Raw genomic sequence first — 20,348 nt, forward strand, 5'->3', positions numbered from 1 at the left:
TGAAGCTCTTGTTAAGAATAAAATATAGTTAGTAAACTGTTATTGACACATTAGGAGGGAAGTGATGTTGGTACTATCTCATTTCTTAAAACATACCAGATATAACCAGAAACCTGCTTATATCCCATGCGCATAAGTAAACGCATATAGCGTTGTACTTGTTCGTGATATTCATCTCGTGGCTTACCAAACTTGAAGTCAACAACGATCATCTCTTTACCATCTGTCATTACTCGGTCTGGACGATGCTCATATACATCCCCAGTCTCCTTATCGTAGTCAAGAATAGTGCATTCATTGAATAACTTCCAACGTGGACTAAACCAATTTTTCACCTTTTCATTGCTTAGAGCACATGATATCTTATTCTGTAATTCTCTTGATGTAATGTCATCATTATATATGATTCCTGCTTGTTCTAACTCTTTCAAACGGGGCTCAATATCTGCTTCAGTAAGAATAGTAGAAAAGAGCTGATGAAGAACATTACCTACTTTAATATAACGTCTTGCGTCTGATGGATCGATGTCCTCACCTTTAATGAAGTCATGACTTTTATTACTCTGTCGGAAACTGACAGGGTGGGGGAATGTTTCAATCTTTAGTTTGTGAGTCTTAGGCGATAGTTCAAAAGGATTCTCTGTTGCTTTCTCCTTTTCTACACGCTCTTCACAAGTCGAAAGGGTTCCAAGTTCAAAGCTGATTGGTCCGTTATCTCCAGCATCATCAATAATTGCTCCTGGCAATTCTTTGGCAAGTTCTTCAATAATATATTGGATGATATGTGAACGCTCACTTTTCCCTTTTGTTCTTTCTTTATACTTTTTACCTGTAATAAATAGGTTCTTACCAGCACGAGTAAAGGCTACATAAAGTAAATTCATATTGTCAACTGTGTTTTGAAGATGCTCCTCTTTATAATCATCTTCAAATACTGTACCCAACATCTTTGACGAGTAATCAACTGGAATCAATGGTAATTCTCCGTAAGGCTTTTCCTTATCATCACCAGAGCACCATATTGTTATGCCGTTTGTCTTCTCTAATTCCCAATCACAGAAGGGTATTAGAACATTATCATATTCAAGACCTTTACTCTTGTGAATGGTTATCAATCGTATTCCATCTACTTCATCACTCTGTATAGTATTGCTTGAGAGCGTGTCTTCCCACTCTTCGATGAAATCGTCAATATCTGCAGGATGATCGCGTAAATACTCATTTAGGGTGTCGTAGAATGTACATACGTATGCACTCTGGCCTTCAAGACTATCAAGACTAAACAGTGAATAAATCTCATCTACGAGATCTATTAGTGATAACCTCGATAAAGACTCAAACTTATCGATATAACCACTTGGTAAGAAAGACTTTAATTCTGTACTATTATCACCTACAAACAAATCATTAATATCTTTCCCTGTCTTGATTACTTGCTGTTGATAAAGTTTGACCAACTTACTTTCTGTAAGTTTATCATGTGGGTGTGTGAGTAGTCGAAGGGCCTCAATAATCACATTAACAGCTAATGAAGCATCTAAGCGAAAAGCTTCATCAGAAACAAGACTTACATTTGTATCTATATTTTGGAAGCTGTCTACGATATCAGGTATTACTGTCTTTGAACGTGCAAGAATAGCAATATCCTTTTGCTTATACCCTTGATCTAATAGTTGACGGATGTTTTCTATTAACTCATTGAGGATTTTTTGTTTATAATCTGACGCATTCTTAGAATCATAACGAAAGAGTTTTATACGTACACAACCCTTACCGTTATCTTTCCTTGGTTTCTGCTCAATCTCTTTATAAGCTTCAACCAATTCTGTAGCACCCTGTATTTCTTCGCTCTCTAATTCATTAACTGTTTGTGAAACAGCCTGCTTAAAGAATGCATTATTAAACCTTATTATATTCTCTTCAGAGCGATAGTTAGTGTCAAGTGGCTCTATCTTTATTTGTTCCTTAGTAAATTCATGCTCTATGTTGTTCAGTAGTTTCCAATCACCTTGGCGCCATCTATATATGCTTTGTTTCACATCACCTACTATCAAGTTATGAGAGTCGACCTGAGCCATACAGTTATCAAGTAACTTACGGAAATTATTCCACTGAATAGTACTTGTATCTTGAAACTCATCAATCATAATATGCTTTAGGTAAGCGCCCATCTTTTCAAATACGAAAGGTGTATCTGAATCCTTCATTAAGGTGCTAAGCAATGATTGAGTGTTACTTAGCATAAAGCGGTTAGTGTCTTTATTTATCTCATCAACAGCTTCTGAGATGGCGTGAAGTAGGCGAAGTTGAGAAAGATGTTTAAGCGTGAGGTTACAAGATTGGTACTCTTTCCAATCATTTATCCTATAGTCATTTAAGATTTTTAAATCACTACACAATGATGCTGAAGCAAGTTCTATGATTGCTGCCCTCTCCTTTGCAGGACATTTACTTGCAGGCCACTTTTCTGCAGAATCTATACATGATTGTATGTATTGTGGAGTAGGATCATTTGAAGGCGTACCCTTTGTTAATTTAATAATATGTGAAAGAAGCCCATTAGCACCTCTATTAAATAGATTTGGATTGTCTAAGTTTGCATCACGTATTTTCTGATACATCTGCTTTGCATGCTCATTCAGACGATTTAATATACGTGTACGCCTTTCACGCAAGTCTGTAATGAAATCATTAAAGAATGATTCATCACTAAATCGATTGTCCAGTTCGGTTTTACGATCCTTATAGAAATCCTTAAAGATATTCTTACCAAAGTCCTTTATCTGGCTTATAACATTCCAACCCTTATCATCTTCTATATTCTTGTCGATATAATCACGAATCCAATTTAGCACCTCCTCGCCTTCTTCAAGGCTATTGATTAACTCATCGACAGCCTGTGCTTCCACTTGTTCATCATTCAAGTCTACACAAAGATTAGCTGTTAAGTTTAATTCACGGGCAAGATTACGTAATACAGACTGAAAGAAAGCGTCAATTGTCTGTACTCGGAATTCATTATAATGATGTGTAAGCAATGACAAAGCTTTGGCAGCATTCTCTCGAATTGTCTGTTCTGAAAATCCTGTTTTCATGCGAACTTGTTCATAATATGCCTCTGAATCAGGCAAACTATGCGCAATACCATACAGTTGAGAAAGGATGCGAGTCTTCATTTCCTGCGTCGCCTTGTTCGTAAAAGTTACAGCAAGAATACTTCTATAATCCTGTGGATTCTTAACTACCAAGGTTATATACTCCGAAGCTAAAGTAAAGGTTTTACCAGAGCCAGCTGATGCTTTATATACTGTTAATGCTTGTTCCATGCTGAGTTAGTATAGGTTTATATGATTAATAATTATAGTCTTACGCAATAAGTGAACATATCGGGGAACAGTTCTTTAATGTTCTTAGGCTTTTGACCAAAGATACCAAAGATAGTACTCCCGCTTCCTGACATCTGGGCATATACAGCACCATTATTGTAGAGCTTTTCTTTCACTTCAGATAGAATAGAATACTTTTCAAAAATAGATTCTTCAAAATCGTTAGTCAGTTCTTCTCGCCATGTATCTATAGGTTGACGAACAATATCCCGACAACTTTTTATAGGTTTCTTTGGTGTTACACCAGCGTAAGCCTCTGCTGTAGAAACAGCTACATCTGGTTTTACAAGCGCAATATAATATCCCTCTAATCCATTGATCTCGTTGTCAACAGGTTCGAGGATATCTCCGATTCCCGTAGCAAAAGTTATTTCTGAACGGATAAAGAAAGCACAGTCTGCACCTAACTTAGCCGCATAACGTTCCATTTCAGCATTACCCATGTTCAATCTAAATCGTTCATCAAGCAAACGAATCATATATGCGGCATCAGCAGAGCCTCCCCCAAGTCCTGCTTGCATAGGAATACGCTTGACAAGATGAGCATGAACACGTGGAAGTTCGTAATCTTGTGCAAGAAGATGATAAGCCTTAACAACCAAATTCTTGCTTTCATCACATTCAACAACATTGCCTGTCACCTTTAAGTCAATAGGTGTTGGTGACGGAAATTCCTCATCCATCTTCTTTATTTCCAAGGCGTCGCATAATGGAATAGGGTAGAATACTGTTTCAAGGTCATGATATCCATCAGAGCGCTTTGCTACTATATTTAATCCAAGGTTGATCTTACAGCATGGGAAAGTAATCATAGTCAAAAATATAATTAGAAGTTTCTTTTTGCAAAGATAATAAAAGCTAAGAAGAATGATGTTAGAAATGGAATATTTTTTGTACTTTTGCCAACGTATGCCAGAAAGAAATAGTAACAATAAGAGTAGTCGAAGGACCAAACAAGCTCCTATCGACACCACATTCGGTCATCTTCAACCACAAGCAACTGATATTGAAAAGGTTGTTTTAGGTGCTCTTATGATCGATAAGGATGCCTTTTTAGTTGTTTCTGAGATTATTAAGCCAGAAACATTCTATGAGTCTCGTCATGAAAAGATTTACGAGGCTGTGCAATCATTAAATCTACAGGAAAAACCTGTGGACATTATGACTGTTGTTGAAGAACTTCGTCATAGGGGGACACTCGAAGAAGTAGGTGGAGCATCGTATATCGTTGAACTTAGTTCTAATGTTGCTTCGTCAGCGCATATAGAGTATCATGCACACATCCTTGCACAGAAGTTTTTGGCACGACAACTTATTCAGTTTGCCTCAATGATTGAGACAGATGCCTTCGATGAAACCGTAGATGTTGACGAGTTAATGCAGAAAGCAGAGGGAACTCTCTTTGAGATTTCTCAGAAGAACATGCTTCAAGACTATGTGCAGATTGATACCATCGTTGAACAAGCACACCAATTACTGCTCAAGGCAGCAGGTAGTAAAGATAAATTAACAGGAGTTCCAAGTGGTTTCCACGACTTGGACAAGATTACAGCTGGTTGGCAAGCGTCTGATTTGGTTATTATAGCTGGACGTCCGGCCATGGGTAAGACCTCTTTTGCGCTTAGTATTGCTAAGAATATAGCTATTGATTATCGTCAGCCAATAGCTTTCTTCTCTCTTGAGATGAACAACGTACAGCTTGTTAACCGTCTCATCTCTAATGTTTGTTCTATTCCTGGTAATAAGATACTTAATGGTCAGCTCACACCCGATGAATGGGAGCGTTTTGACTCGAATATCCGAAAGATGCAGGGTGCACCTATTTATATAGATGATACTCCTGGTCTTTCTATCTTTGAACTTCGAACTAAGGCGCGCCGATTAGTTCGTGAACATAATATAAAGGTGCTAATGATTGACTATTTGCAGCTGATGAATGCCAACGGTATGCGCTTCAATAGCCGTCAAGAAGAGGTCTCTACTATTAGCCGCTCTTTGAAAGGACTTGCAAAAGAGTTGGATATCCCTATATTAGCTTTGTCACAGTTGAGTCGTGCTGTCGAACAGCGTGACCCAAAAGAAGGAAGACGCCCACAATTAAGTGACTTGCGTGAGTCTGGTGCCATTGAGCAAGATGCCGACATGGTACTTTTTGTGCATCGTCCAGAATATTATCATATTCTTCAAGACGACCATGGTAATGACCTTCACGGTATGGCTCAGATTATTATCGCTAAACACCGTAAGGGTGCAACAGGTGATGTATTACTTAATTTCCGTGGTGAATACACACGATTTGCTAACCCCGAGGACCTTGATATGGCTGCCCCACTTCCTAATGACCCGTTGGGTGGTGAGATTATTGGTAGTAAGATGAATGATGAGCCAATACCTCCTTTCCCTACAGGAGATACGACAGTACCATTCTAAATTTTGATGTTCTAATTATCACATCCTATAGAGGATTGCGAAAATATATTACATGAATAACGGCTTATGAACTCTATTTAAGTTCACGATAGTCGTTATTTATTGTATAGGTAACTAACACTATACCAGTAGATTACAAACTATATTTAAGAAGGTGCTTAGTAAGCTCTTAAAAGGGCGTCTTCTTGGGCGATGAAGGGCATCTTCTACAAACTAAAAGGGCGTTTTCTTTAATGCTATTAAGCATCTATTTGTTTTTAGGTCTTGAATTTATATTACAAACAGAAGGCTATGATTGATAAGTATAATAGGCAATTATCAAGGTTGTAAATAGACAAAAATGATAATAACATTCGTTCACGAGCGGTCTATCTGAAAAGAGTCTAACCATAAGATAACAAGTTAGCACACGATTAAGAAATTGCTTTCTTCCTCTGTGATTACAATCCTTACTTGGTTAAATAACAGCGTTTATTCATTGATATAATTACGGATAATATTTGCCCAAACCTCATAACCTTTGTTAGTAAGGTGAAGCCCATCCCGACAATATTCATGATGCATCTCCTTAGTGTTGGTACCTAAGAGAGGATGATACAGGTCGATAAATACAAGATTATTGCTGTTACAATAGTTCTTCAATCTCTCATTTAACTGAATAATCATATTCTCCTTACCTTTAAGTAGTTTCCATGCTCCAATCTTTTCGTTTAATGGCAGAAGACTTTGTACATAAAGTTTCGTTTGTGGGCATGATTTGCGAATAGTCTCAATAACATTAACTACCCCTTGGAAGGTGCGTTCGACTGTCCAACCATGGCTTAAGTCATTTGTTCCACACTCAAAGAAGATCTTACTGGGCTTATATGGCAGAATTTGGTTTAATCGTTTAAAGATTCCTCTACTGTCATCACCGATAATACCCCTATTGAATATCATTCTTGCGTTAGGAAAGAAACGATTCCAATCATTCCCATATTCAGAATGACTATCGCCTAACATGACAATAGCATTGTCTGGTAAAGAGCCTTCTTTATTGAATTGATTCACTTTTATGTTATAATGTTTTGAGCCATGATAAGTAATGCCCTGCGCATGTATTGATAGGGTAGTAATAGAAAGAATGAGGTAAAATAATAATTTATTCTTCATATTTTTTCTTGTATAGCATATCAAATCATCAGAATGCTAAGTCTGAAATTGATTCTTTTTCCTACTGCAAAATTAAGAAATAAGTACGAGATATGAAAGGAAAAGTCCGGTTATCTATTCCAAAGAAAAAGATAGCCGGACTTTTTAATAAGAGGGTTCTTAATTAATTGTTATGCTTATTAGTTCATGAGACGCATCACCTTGCGGAGATAAGCTTGTGTCTTCGATACATTGTAACGAATACCACCGCTCCATAAGCAAATAGCTTTTTCAACGCTGTTTAACGGATTGTGGAAACTCTGAATAATGACAAACATCTCCTTAGACTTGGTAGCATTAAAACGATCTGCAAGTGAATAGCGCTTATTACTACCAGAGCTTTTGAGGATGTTGTTGCACTCCTTAACCAGAACTGGGGAAATCTGAAGTACGCCAACGTACGAACCATTTACGGCCATCGGATTGCCCTTGCTTTCAATTTGAATGATTGCGTTCATTACAGGTTCCCAATCAAAGCCATCTTTCTTGGCTGATGCTTCAAGAGTTGAAGCAAAAATCATTAAGAAACAAATACTTACTACTTTTAAGATTCTCATCATTAATAAATTTCCGAAACCTTGGAAGGGTAGTTCAAATGAGCTACTCTCTACGGCGTGTTCCTATGTGAGAATGAGTTACCACCACGCCTCAGTTTCATGTTAACGTTGCAAAGATACAAAAAATATTCCTGATATACAAGTCTTTAACGTTTAATATATAAAGTTAGGGATGAATGACTTTTATGTTAAACAGTTGATTGTGGGGGCTTAAGACCGATGAAATCTTATGATATTTTCCGTATTTACAATTTGTGGTAATGAAAAAGAATGTTTATCTTTGTGATGGTTTTTAACCTTTGAAACAGCATATTGTTAGCTTATAGGGCTTTAATATGCTCGGTATTCCATACAGACTCTATAACTGAAGACAATATATGATAAAACGTAAACATAGGCGCAAAAATCAAAAACGTAATAAGTATAGTATTTGGTGGTGGATATGTGCTGCTTTATCCGTACTGGTAGTCATTTTTATCATTGATATTAAGCCATGGCGTAAACACCGAATCGTTGTTAGCGACCAATGGCCTTATAACGACATAACCAAGGGAGTGTACACAAAAGACTTTGATGGCCTTGACATTTCACGCCATCAAGGCAGGATACATTGGGATGAACTGGTAGAGAAAAATCCCCAATTAAAGTTTGTATATATCAAGGCTACAGAGGGAAGCTCAGTCGTTGACCCTTTCTATAAGAAGAACTTTAAAGCAGCAAAGAAAAGGGGCTTGTTAGTAGGGTCTTATCACTTCTTAACCTATCGGACCTCTATGGAACGGCAGGTTACCAATTTCCTTGATCATATTGATCTCAGTAAGCAAGACTTACTCTTACTTGTCGACGTTGAAAAAGACGGTACACATGAATGGGGACGTGAGCTAATTCAAAAAAATCTTGCCGAGTTTATACGATTAATTAAGGAGCGGACAGGCCATTATCCGATGATTTATACGAATGAATCTTACTATCATAAAAATCTATACCCAGAGTTCAATCGCTATCATTTGTTCATAGCAAACTATAGTCTAAGCCCTGAAATACCTGATACTAAACATGATATCTGGCAGTTTAGTAAGCGTGGACGAGTACATGGAATATGGACATACGTAGACATCAATCAGCTACGTGAGGGGGTTACAGTAGATGATTTCAAGATGCCAAAATAAGGAGTAGGGGGTTTATCTATCAACAATCAGTTGCTACCTTATTAATAATACAGATCTTATCAGACGACTTATAGGTTTTCTTATTTAATGGGCTAAAGTCAATTACATTGCGATAGACACTTGAGAAGGCAACTAATTGATTTCCTTTAAGGAATAGAATCGTACAGATACTATCAAATAATGTGTTATCAAGTATTGCTTCGCGATCCCCAGTATATCCCATATCTATCTTTTCGTCAGACGCCGTACGATTATCATACGGCTTGATAATGACCATCTTATCCCATTCTTTATCCTTGTATAAGTCATGGACAGTGATACAGGTGTCATTCTTCTGAATTGTTTCTAAGGTGTCATTCAGATTTACTTCACGGTAAGGTGTGTTTACGCACCAAATGATTGCACCGATAAGGACAATGGAAAAGAAGATTAATAATATTGTCTTTTTCTTCATATTATGTGTGTTAACAGTCTAAGATTTATCTGGTAATAGTAATAGCCTACGCTAATAGTCTACTTGTATAGATAATCTATGAGTCATAGAGAATCTATACAAGTATGGATGAAGTGAAGACGAGGATGCTTATTAAGCTAATCCTTCAATCTCACCATCAACGATATCAATCTTCACAGCTTGTGGAACCTTCGGTAGTCCAGGCATACGCATCATGTCACCAGCAATGGCAACAATCATCTCCGAACCTCCATTGATGACAAAATCACGAATGGTTATATCAAAGTCTTTGGCTACACCCACCTGCTTAGGGTCTTCACTGAACGAGAATTGTGTCTTTGCAATGCAGACTGGGAACTTATCCATCCCCCAAGCATGAATACGTTTCAGTTTGTTTACAGCCGTTTTACTGAGAATGACCGAACGTGCACCGTAAATATTCTTGGCAATCTTATTTACTTTCTCTTCGATACTATCGTCGTCATTATAGACCATCTTGATATCCTTAGCACCATGTTTATCGATAGTATCTACTACGAGACGAGCAAGATCCTCAGCTCCTTCGCCTCCCTTAGTGAATACATTATTCTCTGCAAAGCCGACTCCTAACTCTTTACAATGGTTAGCAAGAATAGCTATTTCATCCTCAGTATCATCGCCATATCTATTGAGTGTGACGATAACTGGCTGTCCAAAGCGTTGCATATTCTCCACATGACGCTCAAGGTTATCCAATCCGTCTATGAGAGCTTGGCGTTCCTGCTCTGGCGTAGCACCATCAGCAAGATTGCCGTGCATCTTCAAACCACGCAGAGTTGTTACAAGGACAGTAGCACGAGGATGGATTCCTGCCTTGCGACACTTTATATCTAAGAACTTTTCTGCACCAAGATCGGCACCGAAACCAGCCTCAGTAATAGCATAATCACTCAATGACATCGCCATCTTAGTAGCTAACAAACTGTTGCAACCATGGGCTATATTCGCAAACGGGCCACCATGAACAAAAGCTGCTGTCCCCTCAAGTGTCTGAACAAGATTAGGCTTTATAGCATCAAGCAACAATACTGTGATAGCACCACCAACACCGAGGTCGCGTACACAAAATGGTTTATCTTCAAAGGTAATACCCAATACTATGTTCTCAATACGGCGTCGAAGGTCTTGCTCACTGTCGGCAAGACATAATGCAGCCATAATCTCACTCGCTGGCGTAATATCAAAGCCAGACTGTGATGGTAAGCCATCTGTGGAAGCACCTAAGCCTGTAACGATGTTGCGAAGACTACGGTCATTCACGTCTAAGACACGCTTCCAAAGGATTTGTTTCAATGAAAAGCCTTCACTTCGATGCTGATAAAGATAATTATCAAGCAGGGCTGCAATCATATTATGTGCACTCGTGATAGCATGGAAATCACCCGTAAAATGGAGGTTAATCTTCTCCATAGGTACAACCTGCGCATATCCGCCACCAGCAGCACCACCTTTCATGCCAAAGCAAGGTCCAAGACTTGGTTCACGTAGTGCAAGAACAGAACGTTTACCTATTCTATTAAGTGCCATTGACAAGCCAATACTTACTGTGGTTTTGCCAATTCCGGCACGAGTAGGGGAGATGGAAGTGACAAGAATAAGGTTGTTACATGCGACTTTCTTTTCATCTATCAATGAAAGAGGCACCTTCGCCATATACTTACCATAGTGTTCTAACGAGTCAGCCGATATACCAATTGTAGCGGCTACATCCTCTATTCGCTTCATACTACATGAGCGTGCAATTTCAATGTCAGATTTCATAGTTAAATTGTTTATATTAAGTAATCTTCGCAAAGATAGAAAATAATTTTGAATATAACCATTTCTTGCGAAAAAAAAGTTTATTTGTTTTTAAGTATTATGACATTGTTTTTAGTTCTGCCGAATATTAACCTGTTCTTTATCCTTTCTATTGAGCTACTTACGATGAGATTGTCATCATTCCATTGAGTGTGTAAACAGATGCTTATAAGCTATCGTCAACCTATCTTATAATGCCGAATTTGGCTCACTTAAACACTTTTTTATCGACGTGTAAATGCTTTGAAACAATTAGATAGGAGCCTTTACGCCTTGTAAAAACATTGAAGATACAACAAATATAATAATTAGGTGTTTGTGATATAACCTAAGGAGATTAAAAACTTATCAGACCTTTTGGGTGCTTTTTCATATATTCTTTATGGCCTTGGAGTTTCTCCTCAATTCGTATGTGAGACTTTCTTTGTGGAATATTGGTCCTCAACCTACATTCTGAGGGCACCAGTAAGAGAGTAAATTATCATTACACAGATCAATGTCAAACAACTTTAGAATATGGGTATATTACTTCTTAATAATCAGTTTGTAACCTTCATCAAATCAGAAAGTTACAAGCAATGTCACAGAAGACGCCCTTCTTGCTTTAAGAAGGGCTTCTTCAACACGTAAGAAGAGCATGTTCTTGAATGTAATTAGGCCTCTTCTTGCCTCATCTCTAGCCTATCTTCAAATAGAGGGAAGAGTGTTTACTGAAATATCTTTACGTTTTCAAGCTACATGTGGATATAGTCTTCGACGAAAGAAGACTAAAACAAGGAGGTTGCACCCCAAATCAAAACGATATAACGGAGCACCTTACCTAAGGTAATACTTAATACAGACAATGCAATATTAGCACGTGTAAGTCCTAAAACGATGGTAATTGCACTACCAAGGATTGGGAGGAAAGCAAAGAAACCCATCCATGCACCACGTCCATCCATAAAGCGATAGGCTCGATCTAAAGACTTTTGTTTGACATGAAAATACCGTTCAAGCCATTCCAACTTGCCCAATCTGCCAAGTCCATAGTTTAACATACCTCCTAAAACGTTACCTATACTACCATAAACGAGCAAAAGAACGGGGTCGACACCAGCCGCAAGTAGACCAAGCATTACTGCCTCGCTACTAAAAGGTAAGAAACTTCCTGCAAGGAATGCGGATAAGAACATTCCCCAATAACCATAGTCTACAAGTATTTGTGTAAGAGATTCCATAAGTTGAATAGGGTGATGATGATAGCTGAATAAGAGAGAATAAGAAACATCCAGTTGGTTATCTTTGTACGTGTCAGTGCAAAGAAATGTGCAATGAGCGGTGCTGTCGCAACAATCATTACACTCAGCAATGCTTCATAATGCTGAGGTTGAAGTAAAAGAAAACCGATTGTTACAAGGTCTATCGTTATAAAGACTTGATAAAACAAACGTGTTCGAATATTATCGTTACGCTTTTGGTTCATGAAATGGACAATACCAATGATAGCGCAAACCAGTACTAAGGATAGTATTAATACCTGACTAAAGCTCAATAACTTAAAATTGAATGGTTCAGCAAACACTGCAATCTTCTCAAAGTGGCTTATCAGTAATGTTATATCACCTTTTGCAGCTAAGTATCCAGCATAAAACCAATATGGTAATACTATGCCGAGGAGTGATGCAACAAAGTTACGAGGACTCATAGAAAGCGTGTTTGTACGCATAATAATCCATAGTACGGGTAGAAAGAAAAGTGTTTGTACCCATACGATACTTGCCATACCGATGCAGAAGAACGCATAGAAAGTCCAACCTGGCGCATGTGTGTGTTGATAGCAACGAAAGGCAAAGGTGTAGAAGCCCACAAAACCTAACATGATGATAGCCGTCTGAATAGATGGAAACATGAAGGCAGCCATAGTAGCAAAGACTAAGAATGAGCATGACACCATTCTACTATAGATACGAATGAGCGCATTAGCATTATTCAACTCCATCATAAGATAGGTAGCCAACAAGATACAAACACCTGGTACGATTACCGAAGTGTTATATAACCCAGCTATAGTCCATACAAGAGTAGCCGCTGAGACAACATACACTTGTGTCCAGCGGCTCTCTGATATTCGATTTTGAATGCGTTTTTGTTGCATAATTGTGAAATACGGAGATAGACTTAATACTATTATCTGAGGCTATCTCCATTCGTTCAAGAACTAAAGACTATAAGTCTTGTCCTATATCTCTTCTAAAGTATTTATCCGTAAAATCAATCTTCTGTGCTTCTGCAAAACTCTTCTTAAGTGCTTCTTCCTTGTTTTCACCATAAGAAGACACGGCAATAACACGACCTCCAGCAGTTACAATCTGGCCATCCTTTACAGCAGTACCACTATGGAAGACCACGGAACCTTCAACCTTGTCAAGTCCTGTGATTGGATAGCCTTTCTTATAAGTCTCTGGGTAACCACCGCTGACAAGCATTACACAAACTGCAGAACGTGGGTCGAACGCTATCTGTCGTTGGTTTAGATTTCCTTCTGCAACCCCTTCAAAGAGGTCAACGATGTCACTCTTCAATCGTAACATCACACTTTCAGTTTCCGGATCACCCATGCGACAATTGTATTCGATAACCATTGGCTCACCATCAACATTGATTAAGCCGAAGAAGATAAAACCTTTATAATCGATACCCTCGGCCTTCAAGCCCTCAACGGTAGGACGGATAATACGTTCTTCAACCTTTGCCATCCATTCTTTCGTAGCAAATGGGACAGGAGTAACACTACCCATACCACCAGTATTTAAGCCTGTATCATGTTCGCCAATACGCTTATAATCCTTTGCTTCAGGTAATATCTGATAATGAGTTCCATCTGTAAGTACAAATACAGAGCATTCTATACCAGAAAGAAATTCCTCGATAACAACTTTGGCAGAAGCATTACCGAACATACCACCAAGCATCTCACGAAGTTCCTTCTTAGCCTCTTCGAGCGTAGGAAGAATGAGTACACCCTTACCAGCAGCCAAGCCATCGGCTTTCAAGACGTAAGGAGCCTTGAGCGTTTCGAGGAATTGCATTCCTTCTTCAATGGTTGTACCATCAAAAGTCTCGTAAGCTGCAGTCGGTATATTATGTCTTTTCATAAAGGCTTTAGCAAAGTCTTTTGACCCTTCAAGTACTGCACCAGCCTTTGATGGTCCAATCACAGGAACGTTAGCAGTGCGGCTATCCTCCTTAAAGCAGTCGTAGACACCTTTAACCAATGGGTCTTCAGGTCCAACAACAACCATGTCAACCTTCTCTTCAACGACAAAATCCTTCAGTCTATCGAAGTCGTTTACTCCAATTGCAACGTTCTCACCAACAGCTCCAGTACCAGCGTTACCCGGTGCAATGAAGAGTTTACTACACTTTGCACTCTGTGCAATCTTCCATGCCAAGGCGTGTTCGCGACCGCCGCTGCCTAAAAGTAATATTCTCATAAAGGTTTTCTTTAGCCCCTCCAACAATGGAGGGGAAGTGCAGACTTACCGCACAGGGTTATATATTATCAGTTAATTGCGTTTATATATGCTATAACGCACAAACATAAATACTATTTTATAGGTTTCAGATAATCCTCAAAATATTGTGTGATGCGTTCGTGTAGATGTACACTCTGATGTCCGCGCATATTATGAGGTTCACCAGGATAAACGAAGAAATCGGGTTGTGTGCCAGCAGCAATACAAGCCTTCAAGAAGGAGTAAGCATGCTGAGGAACAACAACAGGGTCGTTCAATCCTATAATAATCTGTAGTTTACCCTTGAGATCCTTTGCTTTTGTAAGGAGGGAGGTCTGTGCATAGCCTTCAGGATTAGACTGTGGCGTATCCATATAACGCTCGCCATACATCGCTTCATACCATTTCCAATCAATCACTGGGCCACCTGCAACACCAACCTTGAACACATCTGGGTAATTGGTTATTAATGATGTAGTCATGAAACCACCGAATGACCAACCATGAACTCCTATGCGGTTCTGGTCAACGTATGGTAGAGACTTTAAGTATTTGACACCTTCCATCTGGTCTTTCATCTCTTCTTGGCCAAGATGACGGAATGTTGCTTGCTCAAACTCCTTACCACGATGTTCGCTACCACGATTATCAAGGATGAAAAGTAAGTACCCCTTCTGTGCCATGTAAGTCTCCCAACCACGTGAACCCCAGTTCCATGAAGCCTCAACATTATGTGCATGAGGACCACCATAGACATAGATTACTGTAGGATACTTCTTATTTGCATCGAAGTTGATAGGCTTTACCATACGCCAGTATAAGTCTGTCTTGCCATCTGCTGCCTTAAGAGAACCACTTGTATATTCAGGGACTGTATATCCTTTCCAAGGGTTTGCTGAGGTGAAGTAATCGTGACGTTGTGGCTTACCAGTCAAACTAATGACCTCATACTTATGGGGTACAGATGGCTCACTGTAGCTATCCATCACTGCATTACCATCTTCACTCAATTTTGGATAATGATAGCCACGACCATTGTCAAGCAATGTGCGCTTTCCAGAACCTACATTAACAAGCCATGTATTACGCTGAATAGGGTTGCACTCATTAGATACATAGACAATACTCTTTTGCTTGTTGTTAAAACCAAGTACGTCTATTACAACCCACTTACCACTTGTTATCTGCTTAAGCTGACGTCCATCTTTATTAAAGAGGTAAAGATGATTGTAGCCATCCTTCTGACTCTGTAAGATAAACTCATTATCATTCCATGGCAAGAACTGAATAGGGTGACATGGTTCAACAAACTTTGCATCTGTCTCTCGATAAAGTTCTTTTAGCTTGGCACCTGTGGTTGCATCGTATGATACTAAACGACAATCATTCTGATCACGGTTGAGTTCAAACATATAAATTGTCTTCTCATCAGGACTCCATGCTATGTTCGTAAAGTAACGATCAGTTGGATCGCCCGCCTGGAGGTATATAGTCTTACCTGTAGCAAGGTCATATACACCGACAGTCACCTTATGAGAGGTCTCACCAGTCATAGGGTATTTGATTAAATCAACCTTAGCAGCACGTGACTCACCCTTGGCAGGTTTCCAATCTAACTCTGGAACATCAATGAGAGGGTAGTCAGCAACCATGCTTTGGTCCATACGGTAGAATGCTAAACGGTTTCCCTTTGGACTCCAATAGAGTCCGCCATTAATGCCGAACTCGTCACGATGTACGCTCTGACCATATACGATGTTGCGAGAACCATCTGATGTCAACTTATGCTCAGCACCTTTTGCATCCGTGACATATAATTGATGGTCTTTTACAAACGCCGTTGCACCAGATAACTTGTTCCATTCACGTGCCTGAAGACCGCTTGAACGGTTCTGACGTTGCTCAAGTTTTTGTGTCTTAAAGTTCACATATAAGTCCTCATTACCGTTCTGTACCACTACAATAGGACGGTCAGAATAAGGGAACTCAGCTCCATAGAGGTGGCGTACAACCTCATTTGAAGCAGACAACCCTGCCCATTTATTGATGTCATCGAGAGTGAACATTTGCGTCTCCTTACCTGTTACGGGGTCAACCAGCGAACAACTGTTATAATCTTGACGCACCAATTTACCGCCCCACCACGTTAGATAACGTGCTTCAGGGCGCATGTTGTAGAAGTTGTTACCACCAAAGTTCAAGTCTTCAAGTGTGAACTGCTTTTGTGCCATACTCTGAGTAGGACATAAAAGTCCTGTGAAAGCACAAATGCCCACAAGACTGATGAATGATTTAATCTTCATGACTATACGTGTTTTTACCACGGAATCCTCCGCGCTTGTTAGATTTATCGAATCGTTTACCACCATATTTGCGATCATCATCACGGTTGTATGAACGCTTACGGTCGTCATCATGCCTAAATGAACGCTTCCGATCATCGTCTCCTCTTCTAAAGGAACGTTTGCGGTCTTCGGTATCTCGGTCGAAACGAGGGCGTCGTTCACGGTCTTCACGGAACTTACCACCAGCGAACTTATTGCGCTCTAAGCTATGAAACGTGAATGAACGAATATCAGCCTCAGCGTTTTGTTCATTTTCATCCAGGCGTTTCTTAAACTCACGCTCCTTCTTAAAACGATGCTTCTGAGCCATCTCTCGTTTCTCTTCTTCGGTCTTAATGATACCACCCTCGTGTCGGAAATTACTCATCTTACCATCAAACATCTGGTAGCGACGGAACTCACACTCCAAAGACCCATTGTAAACAGGAATCTTAATACTTGGTTTTAGACCAATCTGACGGAAGCACTCCTCACGATAAGACAATATCCAAGCCTCATTACCCATAAACTGATGCTTCAATCTCTCACCTATCATCTTGTAAGTTCCAAGTAAGTTAGGTGTAGAAATACGCTCGCCGTATGGAGGATTCATTACAATCATGCTCTTCTCTTTAGGCTGAGTAAAATCCTTGAAATCCTGCTGCTCGATGGTTACATACCTTGACAAGCCAGCCGCAGCCACGTTCAGACGTGCCGTGTTGACAGCCTTCATATCAGCGTCATAACCATAGATATGATGTGTGAACTCACGCTCCTGAGAGTCATCATTGTATATCATATCAAACAGATCTTGGTCGAAATCAGGCCACTTCTCGAAGGCAAACTCCTTACGGAACACTCCTGGAGAAATATTACGAGCAATAAGTGCGGCCTCAACAGGCAATGTACCAGATCCACACATTGGGTCAATGAAGTCTGTTTCACCCTTCCAACCCGTCATAAGTATCATACCTGCTGCAAGAACCTCATTCAATGGCGCTTCAACACTCTCCTGACGATAACCACGACGATGCAGAGATTCACCACTTGAGTCCAATGATAACGTTGCATTATCCTCTGCAACATGGATATTCAAACGGATATCAGGATTACTAACAGAGATATTTGGACGAGTACCAGTACGCTCTCTAAATTGGTCAACGATAGCGTCTTTCACCTTATAAGTAACAAAGCGTGAGTTCGTGAACTCCTCTGAATAAACGACAGAGTCAACAGAGAAAGTCTTACCAGGGAGGATATACTTACTCCAATCAATCTTCATCACCTCCTCATACATATCTTCAGCACTCTTCGCCTTGAAATGTGCGATAGGTTTAAGGATACGAATAGCAGTGTGTAACTGGAAATTAGCACGATACATCATTTCCTTGTCACCAGTAAACGACACCATTCGGCGTCCTATTTGTACGTTATTGGCACCTAACTGTGTCAATTCTTTTGCTAATACTTGCTCCAAACCCATGAAGGTTTTGGCGATGAGTTCAAATTCTTGCATTTATGTGATAGATATTTATATACGAATTTTTATGATGATTAGTAGGGAGGTCTTCACTCTTAACATCCATGGAAACAGCCTGTTATCTTACTAAACAAGTATCTATTTGTTCCTCTTCAAGATGAGAGCGGGGTAGTACCTTTATATTCCTCCACCATATTCAAAGTCGATATCTAATATATCGGTCTTATTTTGTTTGTATTTCTTCGTTCGTGGACGCATATCCCGTGTGACCCAGACATTGGCACCTATGATGCATCCCTTCCCAATAGTGATACGACCAAGGATAGTGGCATTGGCATAAACAACAACATCATCCTTTAGAATAGGGTGACGAGCAATCCCTTTAATAGGCTTACCCTCTTTATCGAGTGGGAAGCTCTTTGCTCCTAAAGTCACACCTTGATAAAGTTTTACATGATTACCAATAACACAAGTAGCACCTATAACGACACCCGTACCATGGTCGATAGTGAAATGTGTACCAATGGTTGCAGCAGGATGGATATCGATACCCGTTTCAGAATGTGCCATCTCGGTAATCATACGTGGGATAAGAGGTACATTCTCTAACACTAATTCATGTGCCAAACGATAGTTAATAACAGCCTTAATAGCTGGGTAACATGAAATCACTTCACCCACGTTGACTGCTGCAGGGTCTCCATCGAAGGCTGCTTGTATATCAGTTGAAAGTATCTTACGTAAGGTTGGGAGTTTCTCTATGATACGTCCTGCTATCTTGTTAACCTCTTCTTGCATACAAAGACGTGTGTCTGCGGCATTAGGACAATGACAATCTTCGTTAAAACAGAGACCAGCCATAATCTGTCGAGAAAGCAGTTTATGCAGTCGTTCAACACTCATACCTATTTGATACTTGATAGTCGCAAAATTAACCGACGACCTTCCATAAAAGCCTGGGAAGAGAATAGAACGTGAGAGTTCGATTATCTCTTCCAATTCTTTAGCCGATGGCAAGGGGTCTCCATCACGGTGTTCATGGCAAATACCCTGCAACGCTTCTGGTTCAGAAAGCTCATCTACGGTCTGTATGAGTTGATGAGTGATGTCTTGTTTACTCATTGATACTATATCGAGATGTAATTACGTTGCAAAGATAATGATTATTATCGATATTTTATGGGTTTGTTCAAGAAAAATATACTAATTTTGCAGTGCTTTTCAAGCACTATTACAGGATAAAATAAGTTCGAATAGCGTCTTATTCAATATGTTTCAAATATTCAAATAATGAAGTCAACTATTTTTCCACGTATTTTTCATACCCTCATTCTATCTGCTTTTTGTGTAATGGCGTCTGCTGCAACCACTTCTCATAAGTCTCATAAAAATATCAAACGACAATATGATGGTATCGATGTGTCGCATCATCAGGGCAAGATAGACTGGAAAGAAGTGGCTAAAGACAAACAAATTAAGTTCGTATATATCAAAGCAACGCAAGGAACAAGTATAAAAGATAAGAACTACGAACAGAACATTAAAGGGGCACGTCGTCAAGGTTTTCGCTGCGGTTCTTACCATTATCTTTCCTGCTTAACCTCTGTTAGGTCTCAATTTCGTAATTTTCAGAAGGCTATGCGAGGACATAAACAAGACTTAATTCCTATGATTGACATAGAGCATGAAGGTGTAAAACGCTGGAGTAAGAAGCAGGTACAAGATAGCGTAGCCTTATTTGCGAAACTCATTGAGCGTAAATATGGAAAGAAACCGCTTATATATTCACATGTAAACTTTTATAATTCTCATCTTACACCACGCTATAACAAGTACTTTCTCTTCTTAAGTAGATATAGTTCTGAGCGTCCTTCCATTAAAGGAGTAGGCCGACATAATATCTGGCAGTTTACTGATCGGGGACGAGTACGTGGTATTCATGGTAATGTCGACCTTGACAGATTTATGTCAGGAACCTCCCTTTCGTCTATTCGCCTGTAGCTGTTTACAATTATTTGGGA

General features: G+C 39.4%; 15 protein-coding genes. 3 read left to right on the forward strand and 12 right to left on the reverse strand.

Annotated elements, in window-relative coordinates:
* Positions 1 to 50: 50 nt before the first annotated feature.
* Positions 51 to 3,326 carry a UvrD-helicase domain-containing protein gene (locus AXF23_RS05105; protein ID WP_107624523.1) on the reverse strand — a complete coding sequence of 1,092 codons (3,276 nt, stop codon included), beginning with the start codon at positions 3,324 to 3,326 and terminating at the stop codon, positions 51 to 53.
* A 32-nt stretch (positions 3,327 to 3,358) separates the two neighbouring features.
* Positions 3,359 to 4,198, reverse strand: coding sequence for a 4-(cytidine 5'-diphospho)-2-C-methyl-D-erythritol kinase (gene ispE, locus AXF23_RS05110; protein WP_107624524.1), 840 nt, complete (start codon positions 4,196 to 4,198; stop codon positions 3,359 to 3,361).
* A gap of 97 nt (positions 4,199 to 4,295) precedes the next feature.
* On the opposite strand from ispE, the gene dnaB reads away from it, so the two are divergent.
* Entirely contained in the window at positions 4,296 to 5,816 is a 1,521-nt protein-coding gene (gene dnaB, locus AXF23_RS05115; protein WP_107625803.1) for a replicative DNA helicase, read from the forward strand.
* A gap of 471 nt (positions 5,817 to 6,287) precedes the next feature.
* On the opposite strand, the gene AXF23_RS05120 is transcribed toward dnaB, so the two are convergent.
* Together AXF23_RS05120 and AXF23_RS05125 are read right to left on the reverse strand one after the other, a co-directional pair.
* The gene (locus AXF23_RS05120) at positions 6,288 to 6,968 is read right to left on the reverse strand and encodes a GDSL-type esterase/lipase family protein (protein WP_107624525.1); all 681 of its coding nucleotides are present in this window, start codon (positions 6,966 to 6,968) and stop codon (positions 6,288 to 6,290) included.
* A 179-nt stretch (positions 6,969 to 7,147) separates the two neighbouring features.
* Complete coding sequence (locus AXF23_RS05125) at positions 7,148 to 7,567, reverse strand: transglycosylase SLT domain-containing protein (RefSeq protein WP_107624526.1); 420 nt, start codon at positions 7,565 to 7,567, stop codon at positions 7,148 to 7,150.
* Positions 7,568 to 7,941: 374 nt separating this feature from the next.
* Between AXF23_RS05125 and AXF23_RS05130 the strand changes: the two genes are divergently transcribed.
* Positions 7,942 to 8,733 (forward strand): glycoside hydrolase family 25 protein, encoded by a 792-nt coding sequence (locus AXF23_RS05130; protein ID WP_107624527.1) that lies wholly within the window; start codon positions 7,942 to 7,944, stop codon positions 8,731 to 8,733.
* Between the two features lie 19 nt (positions 8,734 to 8,752).
* Here the strand turns inward: AXF23_RS05130 and AXF23_RS05135 are convergent, their stop codons facing one another.
* The 8 genes from AXF23_RS05135 to AXF23_RS05170 all read right to left on the reverse strand — a co-directional run bounded on the left by AXF23_RS05135 (position 8,753) and on the right by AXF23_RS05170 (position 19,449).
* Positions 8,753 to 9,187: a hypothetical protein gene (locus AXF23_RS05135; RefSeq protein WP_107624528.1), complete on the reverse strand. Its 435-nt coding sequence runs from the start codon at positions 9,185 to 9,187 to the stop codon at positions 8,753 to 8,755.
* A 132-nt stretch (positions 9,188 to 9,319) separates the two neighbouring features.
* On the reverse strand, positions 9,320 to 10,987 hold the full coding sequence (locus AXF23_RS05140) for a formate--tetrahydrofolate ligase (RefSeq protein WP_107624529.1): 1,668 nt from the start codon (positions 10,985 to 10,987) through the stop codon (positions 9,320 to 9,322).
* 806 nt (positions 10,988 to 11,793) lie between these two features.
* On the reverse strand, positions 11,794 to 12,246 hold the full coding sequence (locus AXF23_RS05145; RefSeq protein WP_107624530.1) for a YqaA family protein: 453 nt from the start codon (positions 12,244 to 12,246) through the stop codon (positions 11,794 to 11,796).
* Positions 12,219 to 13,163, reverse strand: coding sequence for a hypothetical protein (locus AXF23_RS05150; protein ID WP_107624531.1), 945 nt, complete (start codon positions 13,161 to 13,163; stop codon positions 12,219 to 12,221). Before AXF23_RS05150 ends, AXF23_RS05145 begins: the two co-directional genes overlap by 28 nt.
* 70 nt (positions 13,164 to 13,233) lie before the next feature.
* Positions 13,234 to 14,502 carry a phosphoribosylamine--glycine ligase gene (purD, locus tag AXF23_RS05155; protein ID WP_107624532.1) on the reverse strand — a complete coding sequence of 423 codons (1,269 nt, stop codon included), beginning with the start codon at positions 14,500 to 14,502 and terminating at the stop codon, positions 13,234 to 13,236.
* A 113-nt stretch (positions 14,503 to 14,615) separates the two neighbouring features.
* Positions 14,616 to 16,826 carry a S9 family peptidase gene (locus AXF23_RS05160; RefSeq protein ID WP_107624533.1) on the reverse strand — a complete coding sequence of 737 codons (2,211 nt, stop codon included), beginning with the start codon at positions 16,824 to 16,826 and terminating at the stop codon, positions 14,616 to 14,618.
* Positions 16,816 to 18,363: a THUMP domain-containing class I SAM-dependent RNA methyltransferase gene (locus tag AXF23_RS05165; RefSeq protein WP_107624534.1), complete on the reverse strand. Its 1,548-nt coding sequence runs from the start codon at positions 18,361 to 18,363 to the stop codon at positions 16,816 to 16,818. Before AXF23_RS05165 ends, AXF23_RS05160 begins: the two co-directional genes overlap by 11 nt.
* 141 nt (positions 18,364 to 18,504) lie before the next feature.
* Positions 18,505 to 19,449 (reverse strand): serine O-acetyltransferase, encoded by a 945-nt coding sequence (locus AXF23_RS05170; RefSeq protein WP_107624535.1) that lies wholly within the window; start codon positions 19,447 to 19,449, stop codon positions 18,505 to 18,507.
* 168 nt (positions 19,450 to 19,617) lie between these two features.
* Between AXF23_RS05170 and AXF23_RS05175 the strand changes: the two genes are divergently transcribed.
* Positions 19,618 to 20,328 carry a glycoside hydrolase family 25 protein gene (locus tag AXF23_RS05175; RefSeq protein WP_107624536.1) on the forward strand — a complete coding sequence of 237 codons (711 nt, stop codon included), beginning with the start codon at positions 19,618 to 19,620 and terminating at the stop codon, positions 20,326 to 20,328.
* The last annotated feature ends 20 nt before the right edge of the window (positions 20,329 to 20,348 follow it).

Origin of the sequence: Prevotella sp. oral taxon 313 (assembly GCF_003043935.1) — a bacterium.
GTDB lineage: Bacteria > Bacteroidota > Bacteroidia > Bacteroidales > Bacteroidaceae > Prevotella > Prevotella jejuni.